This window comes from Acinetobacter bouvetii, from assembly GCF_902753875.1.
Classification (GTDB): domain Bacteria; phylum Pseudomonadota; class Gammaproteobacteria; order Pseudomonadales; family Moraxellaceae; genus Acinetobacter; species Acinetobacter bouvetii_A.
In genome coordinates this window covers 69,522-89,832 of sequence record NZ_CADDTS010000049.1, presented here as the reverse complement: position 1 = coordinate 89,832, position 20,311 = coordinate 69,522, and the positions used below count along the sequence as shown (strand labels likewise).

At 42.8% G+C, this 20,311-nt stretch carries 24 protein-coding genes and 1 pseudogene; all 25 read right to left on the bottom strand.

The window, feature by feature from the left end; genetic code table 11:
• Window positions 1-217: 217 nt before the first annotated feature.
• Window positions 218-736: pseudogene (locus tag FB6_RS15730) on the bottom strand (hypothetical protein); the annotation flags it as partial.
• The gene (locus tag FB6_RS15725; protein ID WP_174560824.1) at window positions 733-1,782 is read right to left on the bottom strand and encodes a baseplate J/gp47 family protein; all 1,050 of its coding nucleotides are present in this window, start codon (window positions 1,780-1,782) and stop codon (window positions 733-735) included. The gene FB6_RS15725 and the pseudogene FB6_RS15730, both read right to left, overlap by 4 nt.
• A 2-nt stretch (window positions 1,783-1,784) precedes the next feature.
• Window positions 1,785-2,147, bottom strand: coding sequence for a phage GP46 family protein (locus FB6_RS15720; protein ID WP_174560823.1), 363 nt, complete (start codon window positions 2,145-2,147; stop codon window positions 1,785-1,787).
• 8 nt (window positions 2,148-2,155) lie between these two features.
• Window positions 2,156-2,632, bottom strand: a complete 477-nt coding sequence (locus tag FB6_RS15715) for a phage baseplate assembly protein domain-containing protein (RefSeq protein WP_174560822.1) — start codon at window positions 2,630-2,632, stop codon at window positions 2,156-2,158.
• Entirely contained in the window at window positions 2,629-3,741 is a 1,113-nt protein-coding gene (locus FB6_RS15710) for a phage baseplate assembly protein (RefSeq protein WP_174560821.1), read from the bottom strand. The genes FB6_RS15715 and FB6_RS15710 overlap by 4 nt, the downstream gene beginning before the upstream one ends.
• Entirely contained in the window at window positions 3,731-4,921 is a 1,191-nt protein-coding gene (locus tag FB6_RS15705; protein ID WP_174560820.1) for a DNA circularization protein, read from the bottom strand. Before FB6_RS15705 ends, FB6_RS15710 begins: the two co-directional genes overlap by 11 nt.
• 69 nt (window positions 4,922-4,990) lie before the next feature.
• Complete coding sequence (locus tag FB6_RS15700) at window positions 4,991-7,123, bottom strand: phage tail tape measure protein (RefSeq protein ID WP_174560819.1); 2,133 nt, start codon at window positions 7,121-7,123, stop codon at window positions 4,991-4,993.
• A gap of 3 nt (window positions 7,124-7,126) precedes the next feature.
• Window positions 7,127-7,297: a hypothetical protein gene (locus tag FB6_RS15695; RefSeq protein ID WP_016167220.1), complete on the bottom strand. Its 171-nt coding sequence runs from the start codon at window positions 7,295-7,297 to the stop codon at window positions 7,127-7,129.
• A gap of 65 nt (window positions 7,298-7,362) precedes the next feature.
• Window positions 7,363-7,674: a hypothetical protein gene (locus FB6_RS15690; RefSeq protein ID WP_174560818.1), complete on the bottom strand. Its 312-nt coding sequence runs from the start codon at window positions 7,672-7,674 to the stop codon at window positions 7,363-7,365.
• Window positions 7,674-8,051 carry a hypothetical protein gene (locus tag FB6_RS15685; RefSeq protein WP_174560817.1) on the bottom strand — a complete coding sequence of 126 codons (378 nt, stop codon included), beginning with the start codon at window positions 8,049-8,051 and terminating at the stop codon, window positions 7,674-7,676. Before FB6_RS15685 ends, FB6_RS15690 begins: the two co-directional genes overlap by 1 nt.
• A gap of 115 nt (window positions 8,052-8,166) precedes the next feature.
• On the bottom strand, window positions 8,167-8,514 hold the full coding sequence (locus tag FB6_RS15680) for a Gp49 family protein (RefSeq protein WP_174560816.1): 348 nt from the start codon (window positions 8,512-8,514) through the stop codon (window positions 8,167-8,169).
• 17 nt (window positions 8,515-8,531) lie between these two features.
• A complete protein-coding gene (locus FB6_RS15675) occupies window positions 8,532-9,341 on the bottom strand; it encodes a phage tail sheath C-terminal domain-containing protein (protein WP_174560855.1) in 810 nt (269 codons plus the stop codon).
• A gap of 296 nt (window positions 9,342-9,637) precedes the next feature.
• Window positions 9,638-10,246 carry a phage protein Gp37 gene (locus FB6_RS15670; protein ID WP_174560815.1) on the bottom strand — a complete coding sequence of 203 codons (609 nt, stop codon included), beginning with the start codon at window positions 10,244-10,246 and terminating at the stop codon, window positions 9,638-9,640.
• Window positions 10,240-10,668 (bottom strand): gp436 family protein, encoded by a 429-nt coding sequence (locus FB6_RS15665; protein WP_174560854.1) that lies wholly within the window; start codon window positions 10,666-10,668, stop codon window positions 10,240-10,242. Before FB6_RS15665 ends, FB6_RS15670 begins: the two co-directional genes overlap by 7 nt.
• 11 nt (window positions 10,669-10,679) lie before the next feature.
• On the bottom strand, window positions 10,680-11,588 hold the full coding sequence (locus FB6_RS15660) for a Mu-like prophage major head subunit gpT family protein (protein WP_174560814.1): 909 nt from the start codon (window positions 11,586-11,588) through the stop codon (window positions 10,680-10,682).
• On the bottom strand, window positions 11,585-11,995 hold the full coding sequence (locus FB6_RS15655) for a hypothetical protein (protein ID WP_174560813.1): 411 nt from the start codon (window positions 11,993-11,995) through the stop codon (window positions 11,585-11,587). The genes FB6_RS15660 and FB6_RS15655 overlap by 4 nt, the downstream gene beginning before the upstream one ends.
• Window positions 11,992-13,074 carry a phage protease gene (locus FB6_RS15650; RefSeq protein ID WP_174560812.1) on the bottom strand — a complete coding sequence of 361 codons (1,083 nt, stop codon included), beginning with the start codon at window positions 13,072-13,074 and terminating at the stop codon, window positions 11,992-11,994. The genes FB6_RS15655 and FB6_RS15650 overlap by 4 nt, the downstream gene beginning before the upstream one ends.
• Window positions 13,075-13,279: 205 nt before the next feature.
• The gene (locus FB6_RS15645; RefSeq protein ID WP_174560811.1) at window positions 13,280-13,756 is read right to left on the bottom strand and encodes a phage virion morphogenesis protein; all 477 of its coding nucleotides are present in this window, start codon (window positions 13,754-13,756) and stop codon (window positions 13,280-13,282) included.
• A gap of 94 nt (window positions 13,757-13,850) precedes the next feature.
• Window positions 13,851-15,173 carry a phage head morphogenesis protein gene (locus FB6_RS15640; protein WP_174560810.1) on the bottom strand — a complete coding sequence of 441 codons (1,323 nt, stop codon included), beginning with the start codon at window positions 15,171-15,173 and terminating at the stop codon, window positions 13,851-13,853.
• Complete coding sequence (locus FB6_RS15635) at window positions 15,173-16,750, bottom strand: DUF935 domain-containing protein (RefSeq protein ID WP_174560809.1); 1,578 nt, start codon at window positions 16,748-16,750, stop codon at window positions 15,173-15,175. Before FB6_RS15635 ends, FB6_RS15640 begins: the two co-directional genes overlap by 1 nt.
• Before the next feature lie 121 nt (window positions 16,751-16,871).
• On the bottom strand, window positions 16,872-17,504 hold the full coding sequence (locus FB6_RS15630; RefSeq protein WP_174560808.1) for a hypothetical protein: 633 nt from the start codon (window positions 17,502-17,504) through the stop codon (window positions 16,872-16,874).
• 90 nt (window positions 17,505-17,594) lie between these two features.
• The gene (locus tag FB6_RS15625; protein WP_174560807.1) at window positions 17,595-19,106 is read right to left on the bottom strand and encodes a hypothetical protein; all 1,512 of its coding nucleotides are present in this window, start codon (window positions 19,104-19,106) and stop codon (window positions 17,595-17,597) included.
• Window positions 19,106-19,651, bottom strand: a complete 546-nt coding sequence (locus FB6_RS15620) for a DUF3486 family protein (RefSeq protein WP_174560806.1) — start codon at window positions 19,649-19,651, stop codon at window positions 19,106-19,108. The genes FB6_RS15625 and FB6_RS15620 overlap by 1 nt, the downstream gene beginning before the upstream one ends.
• Window positions 19,652-19,966 (bottom strand): hypothetical protein, encoded by a 315-nt coding sequence (locus tag FB6_RS15615; RefSeq protein ID WP_174560805.1) that lies wholly within the window; start codon window positions 19,964-19,966, stop codon window positions 19,652-19,654. It abuts the gene before it with no gap.
• On the bottom strand, window positions 19,963-20,310 hold the full coding sequence (locus FB6_RS15610; protein WP_016167204.1) for a hypothetical protein: 348 nt from the start codon (window positions 20,308-20,310) through the stop codon (window positions 19,963-19,965). The genes FB6_RS15615 and FB6_RS15610 overlap by 4 nt, the downstream gene beginning before the upstream one ends.
• Window position 20,311 lies beyond the last annotated feature (1 nt).

The window sequence follows — 20,311 nt, the reverse complement described above, 5'->3', positions numbered from 1 at the left end:
ATGTTAATGCACTACAAGCATCTTTCACCGCTTGCCACTGTTGCATATTGGCATCATGCAATGAACGCACAATTGCTTCAGTTAAATCTAATTCTGCGTTGCTATCATAGTATTCACGCTGGTTTGTTTTATATGCCGTGTAATGTGCAATACCGGTGGTATTTACAGTAACGCCAGGGTTAAGAATCCAATCTCCCCAAGGCATATCAACCATCCATTCAATACGTAAATATCCTGATAAATAGTTTTCAATAATGCAGTTCATATCCGCATTCATTGGATACTGAAGTCTTAAAAAGACTTTATAGCGTAGCTGCTCTGTATTGACTGGAGAATCACATGCTGCGGTGCATAACATAGGCTTAAACTTCACCACATCTATTAAAACCACACCAAAAATAGCTAAAAGCTGCTCTAAATAAGCCCGATTCAATACATTTCGACTGGTACGCACCCAGTTTAAAATCTGAAGCCGTTCTTCAACAGTTCGGCTAGCATTTACAGTACATTTCAGCGGTAAGCCATATTCTGCTTCATATTCATCAATCAGCTCAGGTGGAATTGCTTCCAAAATGCCTAACAGTCGTTTGGCATCTAAATCTGCCTGTGCCAACAGTTTGGCATGTGCATAGACGTCAATAGCTAAAGTGGTACTGGGTGAATTGTCATAACCACCAACTGGCAGTAATTGACGTAGTACTGATGCATAAAGCTCGGTCGTTTGTTCTAAGGTCATGATGCAGCACTCACTGTGACAGTGCCGGCACGTAACCAATAGGTGTACATCCAGTTCACAATCGGCTGAACATTAGAATTAGGCGTTAAGGTGACATCTTCGACATTTGCTAAAGCCATAATTCGAGTGACCAAAGTATTGGCATGATACTCTTCAACAGGAGCAAGTTCAGCCATATAGTCTCGGATCGTCGTTTCCACGTCTGTGTAATTCACACCAGCACCTTTCACCACAGCACTGATATTTAATAGTTGTTCGGTTGGTGAATACACTCGGCAATCCGCCCAAAACCCGGCTTCTTCATCTAATACGATTTGAGCCGCATCTATTAAGGCCTGGGTGGGCAATGTGGGAGGGCTGCCGACCGCAGTGATGGCGACATCCATGGAACCCAAGCCACGACGCTTTTTATAAATATAAATTTTATCTACGCCAGGAACACCTTTCATGGCCCGTTCAAGGTCAGAACCACGGTCACGGGCCTGTCCAAGCTGTTTGCTTTCAAGCATACGGGCACGCCATGCCTCAAGCTCTTCTTCATCAGAGCCACCTGCAATGGATATGACTTCAGCAGTTCCACTCAGGCCTGCAATTGGGCTGACCCAAAGTAAAGATGTACCTCTAAAGTTCCAGGAAGCACCCACCTGATCAGCATTTACGCTAATTTCAGTTGTAATATTTGGCTGAACTACAGTTTCAGAAATAACACTCCAGAAATGACCTTTGCCATCGGTTACTTTTGTCCCGGCTTCAATGGTAATTTGCGCGTTAGATTTAGCTTTAACCGTACCAGCAGCACGTGTACCGCCTAAACGCGGGACACTGAGTTCTTCAGCATGAATATATAAATAAGGTTCATCTGCAGTTTGAACAAAAAGCTGACGTAGAATATAAGCTTGGTGATGATATAAGCCTTCAACTAATGAAACTTCACCATCAGTACGGATGGATGCATCAGAATCTGATGTAATCGTTAAGCCAGTTGGATTACGGATTTCCTGAACAACAACTTGATGCAATTTAGTAAAAGTAGGAATTGAATACATGCTCAGCCTCCAACTGGAACAAAATAAAGAATCTTTTGGCTTTCACCTGTAAGGCGTGTCACATCAATGGTTAAATCAACTCGGCTTTGTTCCGACTGGGATGCATTGACCACAATAGAGTCAAAACGACCTGGTACTAAATCTTCAAGCGCTTCTTCTGCATATTGCTTAGCTAATAGAACATTCCGGCTTAAGTCTTTAGATTGTTTTAAGGTATAAAGTCGGCTTCCGCGATTAGGATCTGCCCAATATTTCCCACGATGAATGCCTAAGCGCAGGCAAACACACTGCACATCGTCATTGATGAATGCAGCATCTAGGCTGAGCAGCACATAATCACGAGTTTCTAAATTGATCGTTGCCATGTCATCACCTACATTTGCTGGCTTGGTTGTGGTGTGTTGCCATTGGTATGGCCGTTATAAATCTCACGCATCTTTTGCATGGAGCTTTTCTTATCAGATACATCACCAGTGGATTGAAGATTTCCATCCACAAACAAATCACCCTTAATATGTGTGCCGTCTTCCTTCAGCCAAACGCTGTGGCCGTGTTGGTCATAAATACAGGTTTCACCTTCAGCAACTTCAACCACAATTGGCGCACCATCAGTGGCAATGACAATGGAGCGTGAAGTTTTGCCTTGGAGAGGGATAACCACCACTCGGCAACCATCTGGGATGTAAGAACTAAAACCGACTTGCTGTAAAAGTTCAGTTTCATCCAGCACTTCATCTGCAAAGCCTGTTAGCTGAAGATTCTTTGAACTACCCCGTGCCACAATCCCAAGGAATGACTGTCTAATTTGACCAAGACCTTTTTTTATTTGGCGTTGCACAGCTTCAATCATTTCTTTTCATCCTTATCTAATTTGGTGGCTTTGGTCTTTTTAGATTTTTTTGACGTGGTATTTTGAGGCTCTTTATAGAGTAGGGGTTGTGCCCAATCACCTTGACGATGCAATTTAAGAGATGTCTTCTTACCACCGCTTCTGGATAACGTGAGGGTGCGCCCGATCACAGCCCATTTTGCTGTTGCGCGAGTTAAACGATTGGTTTGGAAATTGATATACCAGCCCGCTGAAAAAACCTTGTCATCCAGCGTCCAGTCAGACGCAGTGGCCAGCATGGAATAAGCTTGAAGATTGTTATCTTTTTTAATTTTTTCTAACGCTGCATCAGCTTCAGCTTTAGTTTCAACATCGTTTAATGAAACGATTTTTAAACGCTTATGACTAAACTGTGTATCCGCAGTAGCACTGGCTAAAATATGTTGACCTTTGGCATCCTGACTCAAAATTTTAATGTCAGTAAATACGTTAGAGATATCTTCGGTATATCGTGCATCCAGTACATTATTGGTGTTGTCATACTTTATTAATTTTAGGCTGGTACTAGCTTGATAAGCATCCTTGAATGGATCACCAATAACAAGAGTTCCGTCTGGCTCAAGCCATACATGCTGACCAGTCACTTGAGCTGCTTTTACAATGGCATCCCATAATGATTCTCCTGGTTCAACAGAGACTTTATTTTTTAGCCAGCTATTATTCTGGATTTTGAATTTTGAAAATAAGCTGCTTAAGTTGCCTGATAAAACAAACTTATTAATCAGTTCTTCCAGGTTAATTTGACGGCCATTAAAGACAGGAACTGAGCAATCAATTAATTGACCTGCCAAATCACGGCCAGAGATTTTAAGGGCATATCCAGTACGGTCACAGCCTTCTTCAACAGCATCAGCAATGCTGGTTAGGATTAGCTCATTCCCATAGTAGGCTTGTATTTTTGCGCCGGCTTTAACTGACTCTGGAAGTTCTAAATCATCTTCACTGAATAGACTAAAACTCCAGTTTTCGGCTGGCGTATCAATCTGACTATCAATAGAAGCATCATCCCAAGTATTGATCTCAAAGCCGCCAATGATCAAGCGAATTGCTGTATCCGTATTATCGAGCATAGATCGTAATCTCCATGCCAGGCTGCAATACAGCAGGGTTAACCAAATCAGGATTTAAACGACGGATTTCACCAGCACGTTCCATATCTTCATATAAAAAATGGGCTAACCAATGAAGGGTACATGGCACTTGAATACGTGCAGTTGTAATTGGCGGACGGATCTCAATGAGTTCTTGGATTTGTAAATGAACCTGATCAGCAATGTCCTTATAAACCTGAATCTGGCTAACAGCATCGATACCCAAAACATTTTGTTCACGTTCAAGATTAATGACTTCTTGTAGGGTTTGACGGTTCTGTTGACGAATCGTTGCAAGTTCAACTGGAGTAAAACTGGTTTCCTGATTTTGTGCCATTTCATTACGCACAGTTGCAACGACACTTTGTGAGATGGCAATGACAGATGCAACTTGGGTAGCCCGCCATAACTGTTTTAATTCAGCAGGTTCATGCTCAGTATCATCAGTATCAAAAAGCCTATCAAAGCGTTGAATACGCTTAATTACTTCACGCCATTTTGAAATGGCCGAAATGCTGGTATCGAAAGTAACAAGCTTGGTGATGTCATCAATTAAACCAGTCGCCCAGGTCTCTGGAGATAAAATATCTTCGATGGCATTTTTAGCGATGCCCATAATATTACGGACGGTTTGTAAGCCAGTACGAACTTTATTAATGACGCTAAAAAATGCATTCTTATCGTTTAGCTTTAGCTTTTCTAACGCTTTCTTAAATGCTTCAGCAGGGTTTGAAATAATATCAATCGGCTGAATAAAGTTTTGTGTTCTTACTGGAATAAAACGTTCTTTCTTTTGACTTTGTGCAATCACAAAATCAATTGAAAATGAACAAGAGTCATAATTATCAACATCATGATTGACACTATGGTTTGTGACTTGAGCGTAGCAGATGCCAAAAATTGGATGGATAAGTTCACCAGGTCCATTTTCTTGTAAAGCTGCTAAAAGGGCATTTAGCCAGGTTAGATAGTCTTCACCTGCATAAAGTGCCTGAATAGAAATTCGACGCGGTTCATTACCCATATCTTCTACAGAAGCATCGTTAGAGTAGGGTGCTTGATGGACAGCAATAGTTTTAGACCAAGAGTCGTTAATCGTTGTACATTCAAACTGTACCCCGCGAAAACTTGCATCATGTAAATCAGTTGCCCAACCCATAAAAAAACCTCACATCTAGTGAGGCTATTTTCATGAATTAATCAAAGGTTTAAGCGTGGAAACACTTCCTTATTTCCGCATTAAATAGGCGGGTGGTGCCCCATGTCGCTTCTCTTCATTTGAAGAAGTAGAAGACATGGATTGCATGAGTGGACTGCCAGATAAATTAATGACCGGTTTATTGTTTTGAGTGACACTAATTAATGTGCTGAGTTTACCAGATAAATCGGATGCTAGTTTGTTGGACTGTTCTTGCTGGGCAATCATGGCATCGTACTTAGCTTGGGATTCTAGTGCGGCTTTAGCATTATCATTACCAAAAAATGCCAGCGTTTTAGTGATGCTTTCACCAAGTTTGTCATCAAAACTTTGACCTGCTTCAGTTGTCATATAGGCACCACGAATACCAGTACCAATTCCATAACCAGCGACACCGGCAATAGCCACTTGACCTGCTGTGCTCATTGCGCCTGTAGCCAGCAGACTTCCACCTGCACGTGCAGCTGTTGCTGCGCCACCTAACATTTTACCCGCACCACCTTTACCACCACCTAAAACAGTACCTACAGCTCCTGCTGCTGCCACGGCAGCCAATGCAACAGAAGCCTTATATGCATTAGCAGCCAACTCCTCATGCTTTTGTGCCCAATCTGTAATATTTTCTTTTACCTTCCCAAGCGTTTCAGATACTGAATCATAAGCTTTCGATTGAGCAAATAAGCCTTCTTGATCTGCAGCTTGATCTTTAGCCCATTCAGTCTGTTTAATCATGCTTAGGTCGGAATCAACAGTACCTGCAGCATTACCAATTTCTTTTTCCAAGGCAACTGTCTTATCCTTATTATAGACAGCAGCCATTGCCGCCAATAAAGCCTGACGATCTGCCAAAAATTGTCCTAACTCGCTGCCCATGGCAATGTTGCTCATATCTTCAAGTTTGGCTTTGCGTTCTTCATCAGTTTTTGCTGCATTCGCTTCTTTTTGCAGTTTGGTATATTGAGCATTACCCTGTAATTGACGTTCAAGCAACTTTACGAAAGCTTCAACACCGTATACACCCTGTTCACGCTGCTGGGTGGAATAAGTGGCCCAATCAAATTCCTGACTAACGACTTGTCCTTTTTTATTCTTGACAGCTTTTGTCGGTAGACCATCTGTATTGCTAACCTTATCAGCCAAGGTGTCAGCCAATTCACGGCTGGATAATTTTTGAAGCAGGTTTACCACGTTATTACCAGCTTCAGAACTATCAGCAGCAGTGCTTTTTGCAGTCTGGTTTAAAGCCAACAGTTTTACTAGACCTTCATCACCTGAATACCCAAATGATTTTGCCATTGCCATTTGTCCAGGTAAAAATTTAGCCAAGTCTTTATATTCAAAACTTCCGACTTGACCTGCACGCATGGATCTATCCTGAGCAAGATCAAGATTTTTAACACCAAAATTTTGCATGGCAATGGTCATCTTTGCCGCATCAACAGTATCAGCACCTGCAGCAAAAGCCGTTTTTGAAGAAGACAAAAGGGCAGAGGAAACATTGGATTCATCATACTTGCCGGATGCAATCAGCTCATTTAATGCAGCAGCAACATCTTCTCTTTTCCCACCGCCATTGCGTACAGCATTTTTTACAAACCCCTCAAAAGTTGAGGTTTTAGCAAGACGTTGTTCTGCTGTTAATCCCTGGCCACCAGTAGCGGTTGCAGTGATATACGTCATTTGCTGTGCATAATCACGTGGTTTTTGTAACGCACTGGAAACAACAGCACCACCAGCTACAGCAGCACCGCCGAGCGCAACACCTTTTTGCCAGAGTGAAACAGTTTGCTGGGCTTCTTGCTTGGTTTGCCGGCTTGATTGTGCGACCTGTTTCATCCAGTTCGCCATTTGCTGAGCACTAGATTGCTGTTGTTTCAACTGTTGGCTTTGCAACTTGGTCTGAATTGATTGCTGGCGAAGTACGCCCTCCAGCATCCGGTTGGTGCGTAATAAATTTTCACCTGCGCGTGCCGTATTGACAGTGGCTTGAGTTCCAGCTTTCGCTGTTTGTACAAACTTGGCATTAGCGGAACCGATCTGTGTCCATTGCTGATTAATTTTAGTTGTCGCTTGAATTTGCTGATCGGAAATTTTTTTCATTTCCTGACCCGCATTGCCTTTAATCTGCAGCGTTAATGAGACCGTAGTATTTTTTCCGCTCATAGTTTATGCCTTTGGTTTTGAATGCTTGCGAACAGTTGAAACATAGGTGGTATTGCCAGATGATTTAGGCACGTTAGATTGTTGTGGAACAGCGTTAGATTCACGAGGTTTATTCTGATGAGTATTGTCTAGCCGCTCATCACTAAGTAGTGCCATGGCCAAATGTAGAGGCATATTTTTGGCCTCTACATAAGGTATGCCTATAACGAAAAGGGCACGAATTAACCGTGCCCTAAGTTTTAGCTCTCGGCTTGCTCCTTTGCTTCAAGCTCTTCTTTTTTTCTATTCAAATAGTCCAGGTTGGACTTAGACGAATGCCCAAGCATGTCATAAGTAATCTCATGCTCTTGGCCGTCCTTATCGACCAGTTTAGTCATGGCAACCAGATCACCAATGCCAATATATTGCCCTGGCAATAGCTTCGCTTGAGCATCATAGTATTCGATTGCCGTAAGCTGTTTCATGACAATTTGCTTACTTTCAATTGTAGTTTGACCCACCAACTTTTTTAATGCGACAGGCAAGGTGCCTTCAATTTTGAGCTGATCCATTACATGCTCTCCTTAAGCATATCGAGAGCAAACATAGACAGGTTACGACGGGTTTCACCTTCAACACTGTAAGACTCGCTGACTTCACTTGTAGAACAGTCGATGTAAGTTTCACGGAATCCACCAGTAGGGGACTCAATAGAGATACGGGCATCTACGATATTGTCCCAATCCACGGTGTCTTTGCCATCAGGAATGATCACTGCAGCATTTAAAGTGTATGATTTAACGCCGCTAGTACGATACTTATTACGACGTTCACGGTTCATTGTGGGTACTGGACGACGGCCTGTTTGTTTTTGTGTTTCACATGAGGCGCAGTCATATTCTTTGCCATCCACAATCAGGACGATTGATCCAACAGCTTCTTCAGCCATTTTTAAAGCCTCTTATTAAAGATGACTTACTTTTACAGACTTTGATATATGTTTAATGCGGAAATATTTCCATAAAAAAACCACCCGTGAAGGTGGTTTTTTAGGTCGATAGCAATTATTCATTAATCGCATTTAACAAATGAGAGGCTCGGAAAAGACGCTCTTTTAGAAGATAACCTTCTAAAGCCCATATTTGACGAAATGCATTTTTATAAGCCAATTCTTTACCTACTTCCACATCATAGACTTCACGGCTAATACAAGCTGATTGTCCTGTAACGGTATAACCATTCTGTAAAGTAATAATACAGAGGGTTAAGCAATCGGTACTTTTATCATTCTCATGCCCTTCAGCAAAACGGTCAGGAGTTAGCTCACTACCAAATACCCAGCGTACTGCAACAATCTTATCTTCAAGTTGTTTTTGGGTTAAGCGGGTCACGTCAATAATTAAATCACCCATTTTAAATTATTCCCAATTTAATAAACATTCAACGTTACAGCAACTACGTGCATACCACGCACCCAGTCAGCTGGAATCGAAACATTCACACGATAACGATCCGTTGCATCTTCAGTTACAGTCAATTGATCAGCTGTTGCTTTCACATTCTGTAGAATTTCAGCATGATCCAGCTTTAATGCTTCAGCCAAAAAGATTGAACGCAGGTTACGACGCTGAGGTGCGGTATTTTTACGACGACGCTCTTTAGAAGCAGCTGTACGCATGACTTTACGCACGTAATCAATTGTTAAAGCACCATTAATGTCCAGCATTAAATCATCAGCTAAACCGGTATCTGGATTTTTCCGATAGGTTGACACTGCACGAACAATTTCAGGTTTACCATCAGCACCAGTGGCAATCACACAAACACCTGCTTTAAGGGCGCGTTCCTGACGTTCAAAAGTGAGTTTGTAACGGTCTTCAACTGGCTCAACCCCACCCAAATTTACCCCATTGAATGGTACAGCCGGATCGTTAGAGTCAGCCAATGCAGCAGCCATTGCTCCAGCAATTTCAGCCTCTTGACCTGTGGCACCATGATAACAGGCAACAACAATTCGATAGCTTGTTTCAATTGGAGCCTGGGCAGCAAATGCGGTTGCTGCATCAATATCCGTAAAAGGAATAACCAAAATAGCCGGACGTTGTTCAATTGCATCACTGACAAAGTGTAAATGGTCAGTCCATGCCATGGTCTGATCACCTACAGTCGGTGCGCTATTTAAGGCAATAATGGTATGACCCAAAGGTGAAATGATGTCTAAGGTTTCATCTACATCAATAAATGGCACTTGAGGATCTGTATTATCCACTGCCAAAGTAATTGCATAGGCATCAACCAAACGATTCGTTTTAACAGCAGCTTTAATCATCTTGCCGACTTTACTGTTGGCAACAATCTTATCTGCTGCATCAGCTTCATCATAAATCGCAACAGGCTGAGTCATTATTTTTGCATCGTCGGTTACAAATAAAACTTTATGTTCATTTGATGGAAGACCGGCACGCTGCGTATTGATATTTACGTCAGTATAAATACCTGGTGTTTTAATACCTGCTTGAACTGGCGGCATATTTATTATTCCTTCAGATTGACTAAATCACTTTCATCAACATGCGTATCATTAGGCTGAAAGTAATAATCAAAATTAACTTTATGGATTTCAGATTCAGTTTCCGCTTCTTCACGGTCCCAATCTGAAGCAGTAATGGTGTATTGCGTAGTGAATTCTTGAGACAACACACTGATTGATTGGCTACGAGTTTTTGTATTGAAAATGGTTTTAGTTTTGCCGAGTTCTAAAGGCCTCAGTCCTTTTACACCTTCAGATGACAAATCATTCCCGATCAAAAGGTTTTGAACCTGATGAAGCATGGCAAAGGTGCCAATGTCTGAACCTGCACCATGCCGTCTGGCTTCTTCATTTCTAACGGATTGAGCACCCACCAGAACCACAAAAGTAATCGGATATTCAGTCTTGTTATGACTGCTTTTTTTAGGCGTTCCAGAGCCTACGAAAGCCACCCAGATAGCAGGGAAGTGATTCACGATAGTGGAAATATCGTCATCAAATTCACCGCCATAGGTTTTAATTTCTCGAATCCAATCCCATGCTCTGCTCTGAACCTGTTTTGCCAGCACATCTTTAATGGCTTGCTCAATGGTGCCTAAATCCAGATTCACCATCCACGACCTCCGAAGTCATGCCGTCCAATGTTTATCACCACGCTATTATTTGAAGTTTTTACTGGAGTGCTTTCACCAACAGGTGAACCACCTAAAGCAAGCGTTCCTTTTGAAATTTCTTTCAAGGATTTAACCGCATTTTCATAACGGGTTTTAATGGGATCATTATCTGACATTGCCCCGGTGCAGGCATGGTAGCGTGCCATGTGGCACGCTAAGGACTTAAGAAATGGCGGCACAGTTTGCAACGGCAGGGAATAACGAGCAGCAATATAACCTTCGATTTCACTGTTTGCTTCATCCATCGCAGCATTCAGTTTGTCCATGTTAATTACGTCTTGATAAGGCTTTTCATTGTCCGTAAGGCCAATGAGTTCACGAACACCAAATTTTTCCGTCATTGCTTCAAGCGTTGCAAACATAGACATACTCCTTAAGCTACAGTACCATCAGAACCATAGGCAGTTTGCCAGTGACCATAGCCAGCAGCACCGCGTGCTTCAGCCCCAAACTTGAATTCACCTTCCATAAACACAGCATCTGATTCAACTTTGGTTTGTTGTACAAATACAGGTTTTTTACGTGGTTGATAAATGAATGGCTTAAGTGGTTTAGATGTATCTAACAAGAACCATGCATCTGGATCAGTCAGCCAAGCAGCAACAATCACTTTGGCCGTACCTTTATATAAGTTGGCTTTGCCATCATCCAGACGATCAGAATTGATCAGTGCATTTGCAGTCGCCTCCAACGCAGGTGGCACTAAAAGCACGTTCGGATTGACATTTAACGGACGTCCATCTTCATCCTTCATGCTCATTAGGGTAGTTCGAGCAGTACCGTAGGAAGCCATTGCTGCTTCTTGAGAAGCTGCTGAAAGCTTTTTCGTCCCTTTATTGCTGACACCACTTTTTCCAACAGGGTGGTTTGTAGCAAAGAACGGTTTGCCATCGTAGCATTTCTCGGTGAAGCCTTTATTGACGACACCAAATACCAGCTCATCCGGCCATTGTTTTGCAGAATGACCTGCACCTTGTGCCTGTGCCGCATAGATGCCCAACTGATCATCTTCAATGTCATCACGCTTCACTGCAATGGTGGCTTCATATGGCTTGTTGACCAACACATAGGTGTATTCAGACAGTTTTTTGATCTGCTTTTTACCCACCCATTCTTTCATGCCAGGGAAGTTAGACAACCAGGTATAGTCATTGTATTTACCTGAGCTTGGCACCTCAGAGGCAATTTCTTGCCACTGGCTCGGTGCTGCAGTAAATGCACCGGTGAAAGCTTTGCTTAAATTTAAAAAGAGTGCTGAAATTACAGCGCCATTAATTTTCATGCGATCCATACCCCTTCAGATGTAACTTCTAAAACCACGCCAGCTTCAGATTTAGTGTTGGTTGCTGATGTTGCTGACACGGTTTGCGCATCAGTGATGTAGCATTTTTTACCGACTAAGGCCTGAGTAACCTTGTCTGCACTGGCATTGTCAAATAAGAATGCCTGGTGATTACGAACCTGAACAACGCAGTCACCATCTGCACCGCCTGTGTTGTCGATGGTCTCGTCAAACACACCTAAATAGGTTAGGCCTGTGGCCGTTTTGCCTTCTTCTGCAAAACCGGTTGCACCCGCTACTGCAATATAGCCGGCACGTACAATGGCGTTTGCTTTAACAGGCACCACAATTAACCCTAAATCACGACGTGGGGTTTGACGGTCTGATCCGCTTAAAATACTGCTCATGCGTTAGCTACTCCTAAGTCAATGCCCATTTGTGCAGCTACAGCTAAATCTTCAGCTGTGTACTGACCAGGCTGTTCATGATTGGCGGCAAGATTCACTTGGCTGGTCTGCTGCTGACTAAGTGCCGCGATTTTGGGCAAGTCTCCTAAATAAGACTTCACAAATTCCGGATTGGTTTTGGCCTTGTCTTTGACCCAATCAATCGTGGCCTTACCTGTCAGACGACCGTCAGAACATGCCGCTAAAATCAGGTCATCCACTTCTTTGGCTTGCGCATTGGCAGCTACAGAGGTTGCCTGGGCCAAAGCTTCTTTATGAACAGCCATAGGTACATATTGAGTTGGATCTGGTTCTAGTTCCGCTAAAGTACTACCTTTAATTAACTGTGCTGCATTAACCAAGTCATATAAGTTTTGACCATTAGCAGCTAAATTAACGGCTGTTTTTTCTTTAATCTGTGCCTGCAGCTTGCCAAGCTCTGCCATAATTTCTTCCGCTGTTGCAGATAAAGGCAGATTCAGCATCCAGCGCAGCTGTTCTAATAGCTCTTCCATTGTGGAATCCTGTTGTTGTGAATTTTGAGATAAAAAGTTTTGAGCAGCTGCTGCAAGTTTGGCTTCAGGCAACTGATCTAAATTAGGTTTATTGGTAAGTGCAACGCTATGCAGTCCGATAACTGCACCGGTTTTGTTGTAGAAGAGCACTGGAGAGATGTATTTGTATTCATCCGAAGCGATAAAGTTTTTCGCTTTATCGGTCCATTCAAATTGAGTACTACATATTCCGACTCCTTCCACATAGACAAAACCATTGGGTTTTAACCATCCAGCAGCAGGAGCAGGCTCACCAGTTTCAACTGCCTTTAAAGTGGCATGCTCATAATCAATGACCATGTCAATGTGTCGTTGATTCAGTACAGCGACAATTTCATGACCACGCTCTGGAGTTAAAATCCATGCCGGCGCATCAAATGGACGACCATCGATACCGCTGAATTCACCTTCAGGGATAATCACGAAATGTTCAGACTGTGCTGATAAACTCATTGAGCAAGCAGCAATCAATGTTTTAAGCTTCATACTTCTGCTTCAGGTTTTAAGAAGTTTGAGTATGAGAAAAAGAGAAGGGTTTTAGGGTTGGAAGAATTTCCTTATTTTGCGTATTTTTCTATTTCCCGTTGTAAGGCGATTTAAGACACAAAAAATATTTCATTCAAGATTCATCAAATACATTTTTAAAAGATCATCAAAAGCAATCTAACGGCTATCTAACGCTATATTTAGTTCAATCGAATAGTTTCTGATAAAAATAATCTACATCGTCATAAATGGCGTTCTCGGCTTCAAGCTGTAAATTGCCGTTTTCATCCATAGGCATAAAGGAGCGGGCAGCAATGTCCCCCCAGGGCAATGGTCCACCTCGTGAGGATTTTCCATATTGACCTTGTTTGGCACCAAATTGATGAGTTGCAGCTTTAGGATCGGAAGTACTTATACTGGCTTCAGTATCGTTAGAGTCTGGCTGAATACTGTCTCTAAGTTGTCCAGACTGGCTTAGAATTTTGCCTGGCTTACGTCTAGCCTCAGTAACTGGACTTAATCCAGCCCAAGCTGGGCGACCCTGGGCATCAAAGTTGTCTTCAACAATGGTGAGGAAGCTACCAGCAATTGCTGAAGTTAAGTCCTTCGGGCGGCTCAATCCCAAAGCGACTTTAGTGAACTTTCTGACTAACTCGTCATTATTGATTTGTATGATGCTCATAATCTATACTGAACTCTGAGATGGTAGTTTCCAAATAGAAAGGTTATGAATGCCGCAAGGCATTGATATTATGCTGTGCAAGTCGGCCGCCATCTCACTCTCGAATGACTTCATATTGTCCAGATCGGATACCTGCTGAAATATCTAGCTGCTTCACTTTAAAAACACTCACAATTTCAATGACGCCATTTTGAGCGCGTAAAGAAAGCTTAATAACTTTTTGCTCCTCACCATCCATACATCTAAACACATATAAAACACTGTCATTGTTTACATCATATAAAACAGTTTTTACTTGAGCGATGAGTAGCGGCAGCTCCTGCCATTCCGCAGTACTTAAAGCATCTCCAGCTGTTTCATGCCGTTTTGCTTTTTTGCCAATCAATAGACGGTCAGCAATGGTCACGATCGGGCTTTCAATGGATTGGCCTTTATTTTGTAAAAATACTACATCTTCAGTCTGTAATATGCCTACAGTGCTGGTTTTACCTTGTGCCTTGCCAAAGCTCAGCGCATTATCAATAAAGGCATGATGTGCCTTTTGCCGAACTGGTGCCGTAATGATTTGCTGAACCTGTTTTAACCCCTGTTCATTGCCCAGATACTTGGTGGCACGGTTTGCCAGTACCTGATCCATGGCGTAACTGGTGGCAGGCGAGTTATTAAATCCGGCAGCAGGGCTAAAGGTCAGTGTGGTGCCATCTTGAGTAGGAATGTCAAAACGTTGCCGTGTTCCATAAACATCTGCTCCCGTAAAACTATCTACGCCAATTTTTTCAGAGTATTGGGTTTGATATCCTTCACTGCTTAAGATCTCTTTACCTTCGACTTCACTGGCTGATTTAGCAATGACACGACAGTTACAGCCAAACTTAGAAGGCGGATAGGCCACCGTCCAGAAAGGGTCATCTGCTCTTAAAATACGTCCATTCCAGGCTTTATGTTCTTCCCGGTAGTTCACCATAGTGATATGACGGTATTCCCAGAATGGCCGTGTTGCCGTTGCTTCCAGCATGGCTTTATAACGTCCGGCACTAAAGGCTGAACGCATATTGGTATGGTAAATCGTGCGTAGTCTTCGTGGTGATCCAAGCTGAACTTCCTGTTCCTGGCCAGCAGGATTGATCACAGTCTTTTTCCCCCACCAGCCTTTTTCCTGAAGTATAGGCTTAATGTCAGCCTGCCATTTTTCAAAACTCTGACCTCTTTCCAACGCAGTAATCAGGGATTTCCGAATATCCTGAAGTACATCCAGCTTGGCGACTTTAGCCACAGTAAATGCACGGCTATTAGCATCATCCAAAGTCTGATGCCAGTCCCAGCCAATCTTGTAGCCTTTGGATTGCAGGTACTCAATAGCATCTGCAGGAGGCTTATTAAACAGGGCATTTAGTTCAGGACGGTGAGGGGTTGGCATTATTCAGCCTCCGCTTCAGCACTTAAACGGCCCAGCATTTCACATGCAAAAATCAGTTGAGTCAGCTTTTCCTGCAATGCCGGTTCATCATCATGCGGATGCAGATCCGACAGCAGCTGTAGTACTTCTTCTTCATTTCCGGTTTGTAATTTCTTGACTAAACCTGAAAGCCACTGCTCTGATACAGCCTGACTTTTTTCTACTTGTTCGTTTAATAGCAGTTGCATTGCCTGGTCTTCTAACGGGACGCTCACTGTATTGGCAGCCAGACGTTGCGTTAGAAGCTGAGGTAAAAAAGTATTGGCTGCAAGGTTAGGGGCGGGACTTACAGATTGTGCAGGCTGTTTCTGCAGAATTTCTTCCTGGTCATCTGCAGGCATAGGAATACCGGTTCGCTCATGTGCCCAACGTACTGGAATTTTCATACCATTATCTACAAGGGCGCCAATGGATTCGCTAAATACTTTGAGGTCTTCTGTTTCCGTTAAATCAAAGTAAAACTTTGGATAACGGTCTGGGGTGATATTGGGGTAGTTCAAACGCATGAGATGCGTCACCAGCGAATCATTGATGGATCGGGCAAGCTGCTTGGCATCCGATTTCATAATGACTTCAAACTGATTTTCATGGGTTTGGCTTTGTGCATTGGTGCTGGTCTTGCCATCTGCCTGGCTAAGTAATGTCCCACCCACAATGACTTTAGACTGGGTCTGCTCACACCATTTAATGAGTGCCATGTGATTGTCAGTATCACCATTGGCTGCATCTTCAAAATCAATGGTCATACCTTTAGGAATCACACCACCAGCATTACGTCCAACACTCATTACGGCTCGAAGCAAAGTCATTTTTTCTTCAGCCGTTGCACCTTCAGGATATTTACCAATGCGGATCGGCAAGCCATAGATTTCCAAAAATTCCATGACATCACGGATGCCATAGTTCTTAAACAGGAAGGGCCAGCTTAATACACGGTGCAGGCCTGAACGGGCAATATAGCCGGACTTGGCTTTGTGGCGGTGAATAAACCAGCCAAAGTCCCAGAACTCGGCACCTTCCATAGAACCATCATTCAGTCGAAGTTCATTTGGCTGATTGACTGGGGTCATGAAATTGCGTGCTAGCTGATACTCAAAGCTTTCTGGCAGCCATAAATTACCCAAGCGCTGCCACTTAATTTCCTGGCAACTGTAGCCATGACCAACTGCGTCCATGGCATCAAAAAGAAACATCTCAAAGTCTTGAATTTCATCGATCCATTCCTGGACTTCTTCTGCAATTTTCTTTTCCTGGTCAGAGGCATTTTTAGGGGGATTGACTCCCCATGGCAAGCCATTAACGCCTTTCTTACGTTTATCCATTTCACTAAAAATATGACCGTCACGTTCTTCCATATCTGCGAATAGATCGGCTTGGGCTTGTAAGCTGCCTTGTTCTGCACCTAACAGCAACTGGTGAAGGCGTGAAGGCGTTAAACCTACAACAGGGTGTTCTTGCCATTGGTTTTGAAACCATGCAACGTCAGCGGTTTGAGTGGTTTCTAACGCTTGTTTCTGAGATTTATCTTTTTTAGCCATAATAAAAAAGCACAATACGGATATTGTGCTTAGTTTGAATTAGCATTGTACAGTTTTGCTGTGGAAGTACTTCCATTAAGTTGAAACAAAAAAGCCCCCCATTTAGCGAAGCTTAATTTCATTATTTATTAGTAGGGATGTCCAATATTCCAACTATAAAAATTGAGTTGGTATATTTCGCTGCAATATTTTTATATTGATAATTTTCAAGTGCAATCCCGCAAAATCTTACTTTAGAGCCTTCAACAATGTTTTTTGTAGATTTTAATAGAACCGCTTGGTAGAACTGGGATGGCACTTTTCGATCAACTAAGGTTGCAAAATAGGAAACATTATCTTTATCTCGTATGGTATATATCTCAGATACACGAACATCGGCACAGATTTTTTTGCCCTTTTCGCTAAATGGGTCTTTTCTAAATTCGTTATAGGTTGTACTTGGAATTTTATCAAATGAACTCCATACCAAGTGATCTTGTGCCCACCAAATAAGGCCACTTGCACCCAGAGAAACACTATCTTTTTCCTTGTCCTGAAATTCCACTCCTAACTTGGGAGCTGCTCGGCTTACCGCTTCATCTAAGGTTGACGCAGAAGCAACATTTTCAGCGAACTTCTTATCTTTTTCTTCTTGAGTGAGTTCTTTTTCAACCTTTTTTTCTGACACAGCTGTCGGTTCAGCTTTACCTTCAGAATTTGAACACCCTGCCAATAAAACTAAACAAAATGTGCTTGCTAAAATTGTACCTTTCATTACACCCTCATTATTTTCATACAAGATTTTGAATATTTTAGTTATTTTTTAAACAAATCAAAAGGTTTAAATACATCCAACATCCCTATCCTAATCATAACCCTCATTATTCATTTCTAATTCCATCTCATCCTTGGATGGAATCGCAATAAACTCAATCGCCGCACTTGGATTCTTGCTGGCATAGTCCGCCAGCAAGTGGGCAATTGCACTGTCACCATGTCGTTTTAATCCATCTGCACCAGTGGATCTCTTTTGCGGAATACGTGCTACACCATTCACCAGTACAAATGCACGATGGTCATCCATAATATCTTTGTCTTTTGGAATGATGGCAATATCACCATCTTCTAACGCTGCTTTAAAATGTGGCGTATGTTCCCGATACCAGCCTTCACTTAGATGAATCGCTTCAATTTTTTCACCAAAGGCTAGTTGCATAGCTTCAGCCAGATAACCACCGTTACCCGTGGCATCGTGTGCACCCTTGCTAAAGTTTGGTAATGCTTTGGCAATCAACTTAAACAGCTGCTCTTGCTGTTTGTACGGCATGTTGGAAAGCTCAAGCACAAAAGGGCAGTGCTTGCGAGTGTCCTGGTATTCAATTAACGGCCAAAATACACAAAGGTCAGAACGACGGGCAAAGTCCAGACCATAGAAGCTTTTAACTTTCTTAGGCAATGAGTCAATCAGTGGCTTAATCAAAGTCTCAAACAGCACTTCAATTTCAGTATGCCGTGACTCTTCAGACCATTGTTCAAAGTTTTTTGGTGCAGACCAGCGGATAATCGGAACTTCTTTTTGACGCTGTTCCAGCAATGCCTGGCTTAACCATCGGCCACCGCCTTTACTTGGAATCACATCCAGTTCTTCATCGGCTGCATCACCATAGAAACTATAGACATCATCCATCCATGCCTGTTCTTCAGCCTTGTTATATTCAATGCCTTTGCGCAGGCAAACACGCTTATATAAACCTTGATCAACCGCTTCACGGAAGGTGGTGCGGTGTACCGTACCTTTTCGTTTTCCGGCACGGATCTCTTTGATTAATTCATTGAATGGATTATCTTCACCGTCATGAGTACTGATCACACGGACGCAACCGCCCCAAATGAGTAGTGCCAAAGCTGCTTTAAGCAGTTCATCCAAGTTCTCATGGAAGCCCGCTTCATCCAAAATTACTCGACCTTGGCGACCACGTAAGTTTGACGGTCGGCTAGTCAGTGCTTCAATCCGTTTACCTGAATTAGGAAAGCGAATGATAAAAGTCTGAATGTGCTTATCGGCATCCTCCCAGACGCTTTCTTCAATTTCGGTGGCTGCGGCATCAAAAGCCTTTGCCCACATGGCACAGGCTTGTATATATTCGACCGTCATGTCTTTGTTATAGCCAAGGTAATAACAGTTCTGACCGCCTTCAGACATCGCATCCAGTACAGCATCTGCAGCTTCTGCCCATGTCAAACCAATACGACGTGACTTCTCAGCGACTTTGAGTTGGCTTGTATCTGCAATCCATTCTTGTTGATAAGGTAATAGGACCGCAGGGACTTCACCATCAAAGTCGGCTTCAAGTACTGGCGTGACAGGTGCATTCATTATTTGGCAATCCCTAAAATTTCTTTACGAATAGTGGCTTTAGCTTTTGGCGATAAACCGCCTTTAGTAACAATTTCCTCAACAGCTTTCGCCACTTTTTCAACACGGTCACGCACATCCAGCATCCATTTCTTTTGACCAATGGACGCTTGAGCTAATGACGCAATACCTTTACCACATTGTGAAATCAGGGCTAAACGCTTGGCTGGGTCGACGCCTTCAGCACCTGCTTCTTGTAATGCAATAAGCGTGTCAAATAATTGCGTTTGCATCAGGGATAGTACGGCTTGTGTACGCATATCGCTGTCATCAGGCGCGGCTTCTGAAATCATAATTGCGGCTTGGGTTGATGCCTGAACCGCTGCCAACTTCTGTTCTAACTTTTGACCATAACGATGCACACTGGATTTGCTGACGTTATAGCCACGTTCTGCAAGCAGCTCTGCAATTTCCACATAACCACAAAAACCTTGGTCACGCAGTCGAGCATCAAGCCACTTGCGGTCAGCTTCGTCTAATTGATCAATTGCAGATTGCTTCGCCATTTATGCACCTCCCCAGTACTTTGTAGGACGAGCAATACCAGCAGGGCAATCAACTGTATATTCCACCATATCAATCCCGTTAGAATTGAGAATAGAATGCCAATGTCCATCCGGTTGCCGTTCAATATCCACCAGCTCTTTATTTTCTAAATATGCTAGTTGTGCATGCAGTTCATTGGCGGTGGCATCTGGATAAATGGCTTGCACGACTGTTAGAACGAGTACATCCATAGCCCCCAATGGACGCGCATTGTTTAGTGCATTCAGTAACAACCAGCGCATATTTTCCCGGCGGGCTTTTACAAGATCTGTCATGGTTTATTCATTCCTTGGCGTATTTGAACGTTCTCGATTTTTGAAGCCAGTGCATCAAGCTTGGCTTCAATCACAGTCTGACCGCGAATGTAGTCTTCACGGGCAACATAGGTATGTGGCAAATCAATCTGAAACTTATAGAACTTGCGTTCCAGATCACGGATGTCATCCGAGTTTTGAGCAGATTGCTTAGCAACATCTTCAAGTTTGTTTTGCATCACTTGAAAGTTGTTATTCAGGTTTTCTTCAATTCGACCCCATAAAATTTTAATGGTCGTAATAACTGTGCCTATGATCGAGATCAGGATCATGATCCATTGATAAGCTTCTAATTGAATCGCCACA